The organism is Cedecea sp. AS113, from assembly GCF_037152415.1.
Lineage (GTDB): Bacteria > Pseudomonadota > Gammaproteobacteria > Enterobacterales > Enterobacteriaceae > Cedecea.
The window spans coordinates 77491-90333 of sequence record NZ_JBBCMI010000006.1 but is presented as its reverse complement, the minus strand read 5'-3'; the positions used below and the strand labels follow the sequence as shown (position 1 = coordinate 90333).

Here is a 12843-nt window from a genome sequence, read left to right as displayed (position 1 = left end):
CGTAGTGCCGCCTTTTTTACAGGATGGACATGGACACCTCTTCGCAACGCGCCACGCTTATCGGCCTTATCGCAATCCTGCTCTGGAGTACCTCCGTTGGCCTGTTGCGCAGCATCAGCGAGCACTTTGGCGCAGTCGGCGGCGCGGCCCTGCTCTACACCGTCAGCGCGCTGTGTCTTTGCCTCGCCCGAGGTTTGCCCAAAATACGCGAACTCCCACCCCGTTATCTCTGGGTTGGCGGGCTGCTCTTTGTGGGCTATGAAATAAGCCTGGCGCTTTCAATTGGCCTGGCGCACACCCGCGCTCAGTCCCTGGAACTGGGGATGATCAATTATCTCTGGCCCTGCCTGACCGTCTTTTTCGCCCTGTTTATTAACGGCCAGCGCAGCAATTTATGGCTGTGGCCTGGGCTCGCGCTTTCCCTGGCGGGGATTGTGCAGGTAATGAAAGGAGACGGCGACTGGTCGCCTCTCGTGATGTGGCACAACATTCTCGATAACCCACTGGCCTACGGCCTGGCTTTTGCCGCCGCCATCATCTGGGCGCTCTACTGCAACCTGACTCGCCGCTGGAGCGAAGGTAAAAGCGGCGTCAGCCTGTTTTTCTGCGCCACCGCGCTGGTGCTGTGGATTAAGTTCGCCTTTGTGGCACATCCAACAATGCATTTCACGCTATCCGGTACGGCGCAGCTGTTATTTATGGGGATTTCTACCGCCGTCGCCTATTCAGCCTGGAATGTTGGTATCCAGCGGGGAAACATGACGCTGCTTGCCACGGCTTCCTACTTCACGCCGGTATTATCAGCCCTGCTCGCCACGCTGTGGCTGGGTCTGCATCCCGGCTTTGCTTTCTGGCAAGGCGTACTGATGGTTGTAGGCGGCTCTCTGCTTTGCTGGCTTGCCACGCGACACTATGGTTAAGGGCGATTCCCTCTTCACCTTCACGACTGCTATACTGGTGAAATAAACAGTACCCAGGAGTCCGATGTGGTCAGGCGTGCAAATTCGTCGCGGTTAGAGTTTGAAGCCGCGGCGGTCTATGAATATCCGGAGCATCTCAGGCCATGGCTTGATGACCTGCCCAAAAAACCCGGCGTCTATGTTTTTCACGGTGAAAGCGACGTTATGCCGTTGTATATCGGCAAAAGTGTCAATATCCGCACGCGCGTGATGTCCCATTTTCGTACGCCTGATGAAGCCGCACTCTTGAGGCAGTCTCGCCGTATTACCTTTATCCGCACTGCCGGCGAACTCGGAGCGCTGCTGCTCGAAGCGCAAATGATCAAAGAGCAACAGCCTTTGTTCAACAAACGCCTGCGTCGTAACCGCCAGCTTTGTTCCCTGTCTCTTCAGGGGGACACACCGCAGGTTGTATATGCCAAAGATGTCGATTTCTCCCGCCAGCCGGGCCTGTATGGGTTGTACGCTAACCGCCGGGCCGCGCTGCAAACGCTGCAAGGGCTGGCCGATGAGCATCGCCTCTGTTACGGCATGCTGGGCCTGGAATCACTGAGTAAGGGCCGGGCCTGTTTTCGCTCAGCGCTCAAACGCTGCGCCGGAGCCTGTTGCGGGAAAGAGACTCAGGCCGAGCATCATGCCCGCCTGGTTCAGGCTCTCGAACAGGTTCGCCTGATTTGCTGGCCATGGAAAAACGCCGTCGCCATCGTGGAACGCAGCCCGGAGATGACCGAGTATCACCTGATCGATCACTGGTTTTATCTTGGGTCCGTGCAACAGTTAACTGACGCGACAACCCGCCGCCAGCCGCCGGAGGGCTTTGATAACGACGGCTACAAGATCCTTTGCAAGCTGATGCTGAGCGGGGAATATGAGGTGATAGAACTGGAGTAGACTCCCCCCAAGAGAGGAGTCTAAAAGTGCTAAGCCGCCGACGAAGGCAGAAGCTTCGTGATAGCTTCCGGCCAGCCGTCGCTGCAGCCCCAGAGACGCATTTGCTCGATATCCGGTGCCAGCAGGCGGTCCTTTTCCAGAAATGCCACGCGTTCGCGAATATCCCCGAAGACGTTTTCAAGAAGGGGTGAGCTGCGCAACGGCCGGTGAAACTCGATGCCCTGAGCGGCCGCCATAGCCTCAATCCCAACCACTGCCGCAGTGTTAAAGCACATAGATCCCAGACGGCGAGCCGCATAGGTCGCCATCGAAACATGGTCTTCCTGATTTGCAGACGTTGGCAGACTGTCGACGCTACCCGGATGAGCGAGCGATTTATTCTCCGAGGCCAGTGCCGCAGCGGTGACCTGCGCAATCATAAAGCCGGAGTTAATCCCGCCCTCTTTCACGAGGAACGGCGGCAGGCCGGACAGCCCGGTATCCAGCAGCAGCGCCAGGCGACGTTCCGAAATTGCGCCAATTTCCGCCACCGCTAACGCGATAATATCGGCGGCAAAGGCAACGGGCTCTGCGTGGAAGTTGCCGCCGGAAATCACTTCTCCGGTGTCGCTGAACACCAGCGGGTTGTCCGAGGCGGCGTTGGCCTCAATCTGCAGAACACGCGCCGCATGGCGCAGGTTATCCAGACACGCGCCCATAACCTGCGGCACGCAGCGAATGGAATAAGGATCCTGCACGCGGCCACAGTGGGCATGAGAATCAACGATTTTACTGTCGGCAAGCAGTGCAGTGACCGCCGCAGCCACATCAATTTGTCCCGCCTGGCCGCGAGCCTGGTGGATACGCGCGTCGAATGGTTTCACTGAGCCTTTGATAGCCTCCAGCGACAAGGCCCCCGCCACCAGCCCGGCAGCAAACACCTTCTCGCCCTCAAACAACCCTCGCAGCGCAAGCGCCGTCGAAACCTGGGTCCCGTTCAGCAGCGCCAGGCCCTCTTTTGGCCCCAGTACCAGCGGCTTTACGCCTGCCAGCTTCAAACCTTCACCGGCAGGGATCTGTTCGCCGTTCACCCTGACATTCCCTTCCCCGAGCAACATCAGCGACAGATGCGCCAGCGGGGCCAGGTCACCGGATGCCCCCACCGAGCCTTTCTCCGGGATCACCGGCATTACGCCCGAGTTAAACAGCGCAATGAGACTATCAATCACCAGCAGACGAACGCCGGAATGCCCGCGTGACAGGCTGATAATTTTACTGGCCATCACCAGTCGGACAACATCATCCGGCAGCGCTTCGCCAAGCCCCACGCTGTGAGAAAGCACCAGATTACGCTGAAGTTCAGCCAGATGATCGGTGGCGATGGTGGTTTGTGCCAGCTTGCCAAAACCGGTGTTAATACCGTAAACCACGTCGCCGTGGGCAACAATCGCTTCTACCGTGCCGAGCGCACGCTCAACGGCGGCAACCGCCCCGGGGTCAAGCCTGAGCAGCACGTTTCCATGGTAGATCTCGCGCAGAGTGGCCAGTGAAACGGAACCTGGAGTGAGACTGCATAGCTTCTTTTGCGTTGACATGTCAGCATCCTGTTTGCATCGGGTTTTTGTCTATATTTGTATATACAACTTAACTAATAAACCAAATAATCCGCCAGCGGGTCATAGGACTTTTTTATCGATCGGTGAGCCGGATCGCGCTTGTGAAATTTTTCCAGCACGGGATGCTGCCGGGCGTTTACAGGCAGGGGAAATGAAGAACAAAACCGCAGTTGCACAGCAGTTTCTGAGGATATTCATCAGGAAGAAAGAGCATTGCCCGGCCAGTTTTCCGGGCATTCGGTCTACAAATAGGTAATTTCGCTGAACAGCAGTTGCCCTTCGTTTTTTAACAGCCGCAGCGTGTGGCTGCCCTCCTGCCACCAGGCGCCCTGGTCCGGTGAAAGCAGCTTATCTTCCAGCTGCCATTCCCCGCTCAGGACATAAACAACGCCGCCTCGGGTACCAAAAGTGGTAAAGGTTCTGTACGCCACCCGCACCTGGGCCCGGCATCGGTCCCGGCGAGTCATCACGTTAAAGTCCATCGACATGCCGCGAGTCAGCTCGGCCTTTACGGGCTGCTCACCGGCAAAAGTAAAAGGCTGATGGCGCTTGAGCGTATGCCTGAACGCCTTTCCGCCGTCGAGAACGACCTCGCTCCCCTCCAGCAGAGTCATTACCCGGTCAACCTGCGGAAAGACCGGAAACTCGCCGTTGTGGGCCAAAGAGGCGATACTGGCACGCCAGTTGAAATCTCGCGTCGCGGGTGGAAAACAGCATATTTCTCGCGTTTCCCCGGCGCCGTTGCGCCAGAGGTTAACCGGCACCTTTCGTATATCAAAGAATTCCATCACCACTCCTGAGGACGCACGGCATCCGTGTGCCCTGGCATTTGCTCTTTAAATTGAGCGACCCCAAAGGAAGAGCTCCCCCGGCGGCCTGCTCATCAGTTCTCTGTTTTGTTCGTCAGATCTGTGCCTGACGCCAGTGTTATCGGCAGCCGTGGCCGGTTGCTGTAGCCCTGGTTCTATTTTTGTGACAATGATTTAGCGGCTTTTTTATCGGGAAGCAAAGTAAATTTATCGCCCTCAATACCGGTCGGTAAAATCTGCGGAGTGAACTGCAATTTTGAATGTAAGCTGCTGAAATTGAGTGTTTAAAATGGCTTATCCCGTCGGCGTGATTATTGCCGGGCGGTATTATTTGAGTCGAGCGAAGGGGAAAGAGTGGAGTGACATGATTAAACGAGAAAACCGCCGATCCTGTTCACAGCGTACCTCGCTATTGTGAACAGGACCGGCGGTCTTAATTTAGTCGCTCAGGCTTACTGAGCAGCTGGCATTTTACCTTCATGCGCAGGGCGTTCTGTCAGACGCTTCTCAAAATTCGCATTAAACTGTTTTTTCTGATCCGGGGTCAGAATGTTGTAGATTTTGTTCTGGGTTTGCAGATGCGCCAGCATACGCGCTTTGTTCTGCTCGGCCATTTTATCAATCTGCGCCTGGGCTTTAGCCTGGTCGAAGCTGTCGCTGGCAATCACGTCGTGCATGGCGCGGCGTACGTCAACGGACGGGCGCTGCATCTTGCCGCGCTGTTCTTTCATAATGTCTTTAATTTGCTGTTTCTGCGCATCGGTCAGGTTCAGGTCTTTAAACATCATGTCGTGCATAGGGCCGCGCATCATTTTATGGTGCATCATCGGAGCATCGGTTTGTGGGGCCGCAGCCGGGGTGGCGTCTGCAGCATGCGCCAGGTTAGCGGCACCCAGAGCCAGGGTAGAAGCGACGAACAGTGCAGTTAATTTACGCATATTTTTAACCTTCTCTTTTCATTAAATTGACGGCTCGCTTAAAACGACGATGCCGTGTTGACGAGAATGAGTTTACGAGTCTTATCGTCAAGGAGACGGTGGCATCCGTAAATCATTGAAAGGGTATAAAACAAGAATGCATCAATTATGAAGAAAATAAGGATTAAGGCGGGGAATAGTGCAACTAAATATAACAAAGCACTGATTATAAAGACAATATGAAGAGTGTACAGCAATTAACCTAACGAATAAACCCTGTACCCAGGAATTATCCGCAAATAAATTAACAATACGAAATGATTAAGCAGCTCAATTATTCAGAGCTGCTTAAAGTTTAAATTTCCTCCAGCATCAGGCCCGCTCTCAGCCCCAGCGCCACATCCGGGTTGGGGAATAAAACGTACTCTTTTTCGCCGGCAACGACATAACGCTTCTCACCATCTTCAGCCAGCAGGGTGCCCTTCGAAAACGCGGTAAAGTTCTGCGTTTGGCCGGACATATGCAGCACAAATTTCTCCGACTGTCGGGTGATTTGCTGAGCGACACGGTAACGCTGCGGTTCTATCTCCATGACCGGCGGCTCTGCCCCGCTTAACAACGCTGAGATTGCTTCTTTAGTTATCGCGAACTGACCAAGATCGTTCTGCCCAAACGGCCTGGCTTTTCCCAGCTCGAGCGTACAGCTCAGCGCCCCAAAATGCTCACTGCTGAAATGACTAAAGGTGCCACCGGGCTTTTGATGAAACACCAGCGCCTGCAGCCCGGCGCAGCCCAGCCAGGTTAAAAAGCTCTCGCTATAAGGCAGCGGCCTCGCAGGAAGCACGCCAAACCGGGGGTGATAAGAGCCACGAATAGCGGTATGCATATCCAGATGCCAGCGAGTTTGCTCCTCACTTCGCGACCAGAATTGCTCGAGGGCATGTTCAAGCCTGGCCGCACGTTGGGTTTCTACGCTTTCAGGAAACTGCTGCCAGCGCCCGCCAAACATACGGTTCATGTCGCTATGGGTATAACGCTTATCCGCGCGCAGCGCCGCTGGGTTACCCAGAATAATCATCGTGCGCCACTGCAGCGGAAGCTGCCCCGCGATCAAGCCGTTGGTCAACTGGCCAAGGATCTCCACCGGGGCGGTTTCGTTGCCGTGAATCCCGGCCGATATGACCAGCGCTTTCCCTGCCGCCTCACGCGGCGTCAACGTCAGAATACCTTCATCCCACCAGCGCCAGCTGAGATAAGCATTCTCCCCGGAGGTTTGTTCAGGCGCCTTGCCGGCCAGCGTCTGCGCCAGAAAATCAATCATTATTTCTCCCCTATTGCTGGAACGGGTACACGGAACCTAAATCCAGAATGTGCGTCAGTTCATCCAGGGCTTCACGCCCCTCGCGCAACAGCTGCGGGTCGGCTAAATCAGCCTGGGTTAAACGGTCGCGATACCAGCGATCAACCCAGCCATTAAGCGTCATAAACAGCGTGTCGTTCATCATCACCGCCGGATTAACGGCTTTGAGCTCTTCGTCCGTCAGTACCACTCTCAGGCGTAAACAGGCCGGGCCACCGCCGTTAGCCATGCTTTCGCGCAGATCAAACACCTGCAGCTCACGGACAGGGTTATCCGCCTCCAGCAGTTGATTAAGGTAGCGCCAGACGCCTGGATGCTGGCGAGACTCTTCCGGCAGCACGAGCGTCATGCCGCCGTCGGCGCGACTCAACAGCTGGCTGTTAAACAGATAGGTCGAAACCGCATCCGCCACCGAAACCAAATCGTCCGGGACTTCCAGGGCCGTAAAGCCCGGGACTTTTTCGCGCAGGCGCTGATAAAGCCCCGGCTGATCCACAAACGCATGCTGGTGGCAGAACAGCACCTCGCGGTTAGAAACTGCAATAACGTCGTTGTGAAAAACGCCCTGGTCGATCACCGCCGGGTTTTGCTGAGCGAAGATAACCTGCTCAGAACGTACCTGATTCAAACGTGCCACGGCCTGGCTGGCCTCCAGCGTCTGACGAGCGGGATAGCGGGCCGGTGCCTGCCCGCTTTTCGAGTCTTCGCGACCATAAACAAACAGCTGCACGCCCGGCTCGCCATACTCGCCGCCTAAACGGTTATGGTTGGCGGCACCTTCGTCACCAAACATCGCCACCTGCGGCAGCGCGCCGTGCACGGCAAAACACCCGGTATCCCGGAACATCGCCCGCAGCACGCTTTCCGTCGTCGGTGCTTCGCTGGCACGGTGGAACTTATTGTTCAGGTTGGCGACGGTGAGATGCACTTTACCGTCCAGCGTATCGGCTGACGGTGATACCGTCGCCGCGTTGGCCACCCACATCGAAGAGGCCGAACTGGCGGCGGACAGCAGCTGCGGAGCTTGCCGAGCAGCACTCTCAACAACCTGCTCGTCGCTGCCGCTAAAGCCTATCTGACGCAGCACGCCAATATTCGGACGCTCCTGCGGGGCTATCACGCCCTGCGGATAACCCGCGTCTGCCAGCGCTTTCATTTTCAGTAGCCCCTGCTTCGCCGCCAGCTTCGGGTTAGACACGCGAAACTGGTGCTTCGTCGAGGCTTCATTGCCGAACGACAGCCCGGCGTAATGGTGGGTCAGCCCCACCAGTCCGTCGAAGTTGGCCTCACGTGCTTTCTTCATGGCTGCTCCTCGCGGCTAAAATCTAGCCCTGGACTCAGGGTTGGTGGCAACGCGAAGCTTGTACTTTCCAACGAGGCCATCGGCCAGGCGCAGTAATCCGCCGCATACCAGGCGCTGGCGCGGTGGTTACCTGAAGCGCCCACGCCGCCGAATGGCGCAATGCTGGCGGCCCCGGTCAGCGGTTTATTCCAGTTCACGATCCCGGCTCTGGCTTCCAGTAAAAGCTGGTCAAACTGTTCGCGGGACGGTGAAATCAGCCCGCTCGCCAGGCCGTAGCGTGTGTCGTTCGCCATCCGAATCGCGTCGTCAAAGCTGTCATAGCGGTAAATCGCCAGTAGCGGGCCAAACACTTCTTCATCCGGCACGTCGACCACGCCGCTAAGCTCCACGATGCCCGGCGTCAGTAAAGAGGTGCCTGGCCGAATCATTTTTGGTTCAAGCAGCGGTTTACCGCCGCGGGCTACGTGAGCCTGAAACGCGGTCAGCACCCTTTCAGCCGCCTGCACCGAAATCAATCCGCCAATAAACGGTTGTGGCATAGCGTCCCATTCCCCCGGCTGCAAACGGGCAGAGACTTCAACCAGGCGACGAATAAATGCATCCCCCTGCTCACCCTGTTTCACCAGCAGACGGCGGGCGCAGGTGCAGCGCTGCCCGGCGGTGATAAACGCCGACTGGATAGCCACGTGAACGGCGCCGTCGATATCCTGCGGATCTTCGACGATCAGCGGGTTGTTCCCGCCCATTTCCAGGGCAAGGATCTTCTCCGGTTGCCCGGCAAACTGCCGGTGAAGGTGGTAGCCGGTGCCCGCACTGCCGGTAAACAGGAGCCCATCAAGTTCCGACTGATTAGACAGCGCCTCGCCGGTTTCGCGTCCCCCCTGCACCAGGTTCAGCACGCCAGCCGGGATACCGGCCTCCTCCCACAACTTCATCACCAGCTCACCGATACGCGGCGTTAGCTCGCTCGGCTTAAACACCAGGGTGTTGCCGGCCAGCAGTCCCGGCACGATATGACCGTTGGGCAAATGGCCAGGGAAATTGTAAGGGCCAAAGACTGCCAGCACGCCGTGAGGGCGATGGCGTAAAGTCGCCGCCCCGTCCGGCATCGCGGTGTGCGTTTCGCCCGTTCTGGTGTGGTAAGACTTGATGGAAATGGCAATCTTATTGACCATCGCGGTCACTTCGGTGGCCGCTTCCCAGCGAGGTTTGCCGGTTTCCTGCGCAATTGTTTCAGCGAGTGCAGTTTTATTCGTCTCAAGCAGGCCGGCAAAACGCTCCACAATCTCCTGGCGTTCTGCAAACGGGCGTTTCGCCCAGGCGGGAAACGCCGCACGAGCCGCACGGCAGGCTTCTTCTACCTGCGTTTTATCCGCCACCAGCCCTTCCCACAGCAGCGAGCCGCTGACAGGGTTATGTTTTAACAGCGCTTCGCCGCGGCCCGGCACCCATTGTCCGTTGATCCAGTTAGTCATACTTTTTTCTCCTCAGGGCACAGGCGCACCACGCGCACGGTGTCGCCGCTGGCGCACTTCAGCGCATCGGCGGTGGCGGCATCAATAACCAGTTTCTCGCCTTTGGGATCGGCTTTGATCAGCATCACGCGGAACTGGTGGTAATTTTCGTTGGCGACCAGGCAAACGGGCAGTTCGTCGGTAGCAGGCTGGCCGACAGCGACGGTTTGCAGGCGGCTCTTGCGGATCGCCCGCACGCGGTCGATATCGCACTCCAGCGTAGGACCACCGTCGAAGATGTCGACATAGTTACGATAGCGGAATCCTTCGGCTTCAAGCACGGTGCGCGCTGGCGCCGTTTGCGGATGCACCTGGCCAATAACCGCCTGAGCCTCTTTGGAAAGGAAGTCGGTATAAATCGGGTGTTTTGGCATCAGCTCGGCAATAAAAGCTTTCTGCCCGGTGCCACACAAGTAGTCAGCGCGAGCGAACTCCATAGAGAAGAAGCGATTCCCAAGGCTTTCCCAGAACGGTGAATGCCCGTGTTCATCGATTACCCCGCGCATCTCGGCAACCACTTTGTCGTTGAAGCGTTCGCGGAAGGCGGCCATAAACAGAAAACGAGACTTGGATAACAGATACCCGTTGCCCTCTTTACGCCAGGCCGGGTCGAGGAACAGCGTGCAAAGCTCGCTCGCTCCGGTGTGGTCGTGGGTGAGAAAAAGCGTCGGCAGTGCGTTATAGATATTCAACTCTTTGGAGGCATGAACCAGCGTCCCGACCCGGTAGTTGTACCAGGGGTCGTTCAGGCCCACGGCCACCTCAATGGCGCAAATCCCCACCATCTGGCCGCTGCTGGTATCTTCCAGCACAAAAACATAGCCCTGATCGCCCTTCGGCAACCCGCCCTGCCAGGTCTGCAGCGAGCGTTCGATTCGGTCGGCCAGCGTTTTTTCGTCGGCGGGGAGCGAGGTCAGTCCGCCCCCGGTTTTCCCGGCAAGCTTAAGCAACCCCGGCAGATCGCCTCGTTCAATCGGGCGGATTACCATCATGATGAAACTCCCGCGAGGAAGCGTTCGCAGGCACGCTCGAAGCGATCCAGGCCCAGCTGAACTTCTGCTTCGCTGACGATGAGCGCAGGGGCAAAACGCAGCACGTTAGCCCCGGCGATCAGCATCATCAGGCCTTCCTGCGCGGCAGCCTGCAGAATAAGTTTCGCTTTACCGGCATGTTCAGGGCGCAGGGCACAGCCGATCAGCAGCCCTAAGCCGCGTACTTCACTGAACAGCTGGTGCTTCTGGTTAATGTGGTTCAGGCGCTCAACAAACCAGTCATGGCGCTGCTTCACGCCGTTGAGCACCTCCGGCGTATTAATGATTTCCAGCACGCGTCCGGCCACAGCAGAGGCCAGCGGGTTGCCGCCGTAGGTGGTGCCGTGGGTGCCCACCACCATCACTTTGGCAAAGCGATCGGTGGTCAGCAGCGCGCCGATCGGGAAGCCGCCGCCCAGCGCTTTGGCCGTCGAGAGTACGTCCGGCGTCACGCCATAATGCATATAGGCATACAGCGAGCCGGTGCGGCCCACGCCGGTTTGTACTTCGTCAAAAATCAGTACGGCGTTGTGTTTGTCGCAAAGTTCGCGCAGCCCCTGAAGGAACTCTGGCGTCGCTGGAACGACCCCGCCTTCACCCTGCATAGGCTCGACGATCACCGCACAGGTTTCGTCGTTAATCAGCTCACGGGCAGACTGTAAATCGTTAAATACCGCGTGGTTAATCTGCGGCGGCAGCGGCGCAAAGTCCTGAGAATAAGCGGGCTGACCACCGGCCGTGACGGTAAACAGCGTGCGGCCATGGAACGCGTTCTTGAACGCTACGATGCCGCTTTTCTGTGCGCCAAAATTATCATGGGCATACTTACGCGCCAGCTTCAGCGCCGCCTCGTTGGCCTCGGCCCCTGAGTTACAGAAGAACACTTTCTCCGCAAAGGTAGCGTCGATGAGCTGCTTCGCCAGCTTCAATACCGGCTCATTGGTGTAGCCATTGCCGGTGTGCCAGAATTTTGCCGCCTGCTCCTCCAGCGCTTTGCGCATTTCAGGGTGAGCATGTCCCAGGGCGTTAACCGCGATGCCACCGGCAAAGTCGATGTAGTCTTTTCCCTGCTGATCCCACAGGGTGGAACCCTCGCCACGAACCGGAATAAAAGGCGCAGGGGCATAAACCGGCATCATCCATTCGTCGAAATGTTGGCGTGTAATTGACTGCGACATAGTGACCCCTCACGGTAAACAAAAAGTTTATTAAATGTTAAATAATTGAGTGTTTGCGCTGTAAATGTAGATTGCAGGCATCGTGCCAGCCAGCGATAAAAATGCATAAACCGGAGGGGTAAACGAAAAATCAATAACTTAAAAACACACACTATTCATATAAAATGAATAAAAAGTGCATAGTTTTAACGTGCCGCCTGATTTTCGACACGAAAACAAGAAATATTATGCAGTGGTAAAATATAATGCTGGAATTGTGATCGCCTTCGGGATTTGCCTGCCGTTTTCGCCCCCTTTTTGCGCATCGAGATCAATTTTGGTGCAAATGTTGCTTTATTTTTGTCCGCCAGACGCGCCTATGGCAACGATTAGCTTCAGCGCAGCAACCTGCGCCGTTTTCTGCTACCATCCTGCAACAATTAACCTGACAACCTGGCAGCGACTATGAAATTTGTCTCTTTTAATATCAACGGCCTGCGCGCCCGTCCTCATCAGCTTGAAGCCATCGTGGAACAGCATCAGCCGGACGTTATTGGTCTGCAGGAAACCAAAGTGCACGACGATATGTTCCCGCTGGAAGACGTTGAGAAACTCGGCTATCACGTGTTTTATCATGGCCAGAAAGGTCATTACGGCGTGGCGCTGCTGACCAAAGAGAAGCCGATTTCGGTGCGAAAAGGCTTCCCGACCGACGACGAAGACGCCCAGCGGCGCATTATCATGGCGGAAATCCCGTCTGAATTTGGCAACCTGACGGTGATCAACGGCTACTTCCCGCAGGGCGAAAGCCGCGATCATGAAACCAAATTCCCGGCCAAGACTAAGTTTTACCAGGATCTGCAGGACTTCCTGCAGGGTGAACTGCGCCCGGAAAATCCGGTGCTGATCATGGGGGATATGAATATCAGCCCGACGGATCTCGACATCGGGATCGGTGAAGATAGCCGCAAGCGCTGGTTGCGCACCGGGAAATGCTCGTTCCTGCCGGAAGAGCGTGAGTGGATGGCTCGCCTGCTCGGCTGGGGCCTGGTGGATACTTACCGCCACGCTAACCCGGAAGCACAGGACAAATTCTCGTGGTTTGACTACCGTTCAAAAGGCTTCGACGATAACCGTGGCCTGCGTATAGATCTGCTATTGGCAAGCCAGGGGCTGGCGCCGCACTGCGTGGCAACCGGGATCGACTACGACATTCGCGGCATGGAAAAACCGTCCGACCACGCCCCTGTTTGGGCGCAGTTTAAGCGGTAAGGGAAATACTGAAGGTAGACACATCTTCAGACAAG

The 12843-nt window shown here is 56.6% G+C and carries 11 protein-coding genes; 3 read left to right on the top strand and 8 right to left on the bottom strand.

From position 1 onward, the window contains the following. The first annotated feature begins 29 nt into the window (after positions 1-29). On the top strand, positions 30-920 hold the full coding sequence (gene yddG / locus WFN87_RS09075) for an aromatic amino acid DMT transporter YddG (RefSeq protein ID WP_008456610.1): 891 nt from the start codon (positions 30-32) through the stop codon (positions 918-920). 66 nt (positions 921-986) lie between these two features. Further along, the gene (gene cho / locus WFN87_RS09070) at positions 987-1850 is read left to right on the top strand and encodes an excinuclease Cho (RefSeq protein ID WP_336982555.1); all 864 of its coding nucleotides are present in this window, start codon (positions 987-989) and stop codon (positions 1848-1850) included. Positions 1851-1879: 29 nt separating this feature from the next. On the opposite strand, the gene hutH is transcribed toward cho, so the two are convergent. From hutH to WFN87_RS09030, 8 genes are all read right to left on the bottom strand, one after another. Further along, positions 1880-3424: a histidine ammonia-lyase gene (gene hutH / locus WFN87_RS09065; RefSeq protein ID WP_336982553.1), complete on the bottom strand. Its 1545-nt coding sequence runs from the start codon at positions 3422-3424 to the stop codon at positions 1880-1882. Between the two features lie 263 nt (positions 3425-3687). Beyond that, the gene (ves, locus tag WFN87_RS09060) at positions 3688-4233 is read right to left on the bottom strand and encodes an environmental stress-induced protein Ves (RefSeq protein ID WP_336982551.1); all 546 of its coding nucleotides are present in this window, start codon (positions 4231-4233) and stop codon (positions 3688-3690) included. Positions 4234-4706: 473 nt separating this feature from the next. Continuing rightward, positions 4707-5192 (bottom strand): ATP-independent periplasmic protein-refolding chaperone Spy, encoded by a 486-nt coding sequence (gene spy, locus WFN87_RS09055; protein ID WP_336982549.1) that lies wholly within the window; start codon positions 5190-5192, stop codon positions 4707-4709. Between the two features lie 334 nt (positions 5193-5526). Further along, the gene (gene astE, locus WFN87_RS09050) at positions 5527-6492 is read right to left on the bottom strand and encodes a succinylglutamate desuccinylase (protein ID WP_008456619.1); all 966 of its coding nucleotides are present in this window, start codon (positions 6490-6492) and stop codon (positions 5527-5529) included. Between the two features lie 10 nt (positions 6493-6502). Next, the gene (gene astB, locus WFN87_RS09045) at positions 6503-7834 is read right to left on the bottom strand and encodes an N-succinylarginine dihydrolase (RefSeq protein WP_336982546.1); all 1332 of its coding nucleotides are present in this window, start codon (positions 7832-7834) and stop codon (positions 6503-6505) included. Beyond that, the gene (gene astD / locus WFN87_RS09040) at positions 7831-9309 is read right to left on the bottom strand and encodes a succinylglutamate-semialdehyde dehydrogenase (protein ID WP_336982544.1); all 1479 of its coding nucleotides are present in this window, start codon (positions 9307-9309) and stop codon (positions 7831-7833) included. The genes astB and astD overlap by 4 nt, the downstream gene beginning before the upstream one ends. Then, positions 9306-10340 carry an arginine N-succinyltransferase gene (gene astA, locus WFN87_RS09035; RefSeq protein WP_039302203.1) on the bottom strand — a complete coding sequence of 345 codons (1035 nt, stop codon included), beginning with the start codon at positions 10338-10340 and terminating at the stop codon, positions 9306-9308. Before astA ends, astD begins: the two co-directional genes overlap by 4 nt. Then, complete coding sequence (locus WFN87_RS09030; protein WP_166874910.1) at positions 10337-11557, bottom strand: aspartate aminotransferase family protein; 1221 nt, start codon at positions 11555-11557, stop codon at positions 10337-10339. The genes astA and WFN87_RS09030 overlap by 4 nt, the downstream gene beginning before the upstream one ends. 444 nt (positions 11558-12001) lie before the next feature. Between WFN87_RS09030 and xthA the strand changes: the two genes are divergently transcribed. Further along, positions 12002-12808 (top strand): exodeoxyribonuclease III, encoded by an 807-nt coding sequence (gene xthA / locus WFN87_RS09025; RefSeq protein WP_008456628.1) that lies wholly within the window; start codon positions 12002-12004, stop codon positions 12806-12808. Positions 12809-12843: the final 35 nt, after the last annotated feature.

Excerpts from the sequence above, each read along its gene's own strand:
- astA (WP_039302203.1), bottom strand. The coding sequence starts at position 10,340 with ATGATGGTAATCCGCCCGATTGAACGAGGCGATCTGCCGGGGTTGCTT.
- astB (WP_336982546.1), bottom strand. The coding sequence starts at position 7,834 with ATGAAGAAAGCACGTGAGGCCAACTTCGACGGACTGGTGGGGCTGACC.
- spy (WP_336982549.1), bottom strand. The coding sequence starts at position 5,192 with ATGCGTAAATTAACTGCACTGTTCGTCGCTTCTACCCTGGCTCTGGGT.
- astE (WP_008456619.1), bottom strand. The coding sequence starts at position 6,492 with ATGATTGATTTTCTGGCGCAGACGCTGGCCGGCAAGGCGCCTGAACAA.
- hutH (WP_336982553.1), bottom strand. The coding sequence starts at position 3,424 with ATGTCAACGCAAAAGAAGCTATGCAGTCTCACTCCAGGTTCCGTTTCA.
- xthA (WP_008456628.1), top strand. The coding sequence starts at position 12,002 with ATGAAATTTGTCTCTTTTAATATCAACGGCCTGCGCGCCCGTCCTCAT.
- ves (WP_336982551.1), bottom strand. The coding sequence starts at position 4,233 with ATGGAATTCTTTGATATACGAAAGGTGCCGGTTAACCTCTGGCGCAAC.
- yddG (WP_008456610.1), top strand. The coding sequence starts at position 30 with ATGGACACCTCTTCGCAACGCGCCACGCTTATCGGCCTTATCGCAATC.
- astD (WP_336982544.1), bottom strand. The coding sequence starts at position 9,309 with ATGACTAACTGGATCAACGGACAATGGGTGCCGGGCCGCGGCGAAGCG.
- WFN87_RS09030 (WP_166874910.1), bottom strand. The coding sequence starts at position 11,557 with ATGTCGCAGTCAATTACACGCCAACATTTCGACGAATGGATGATGCCG.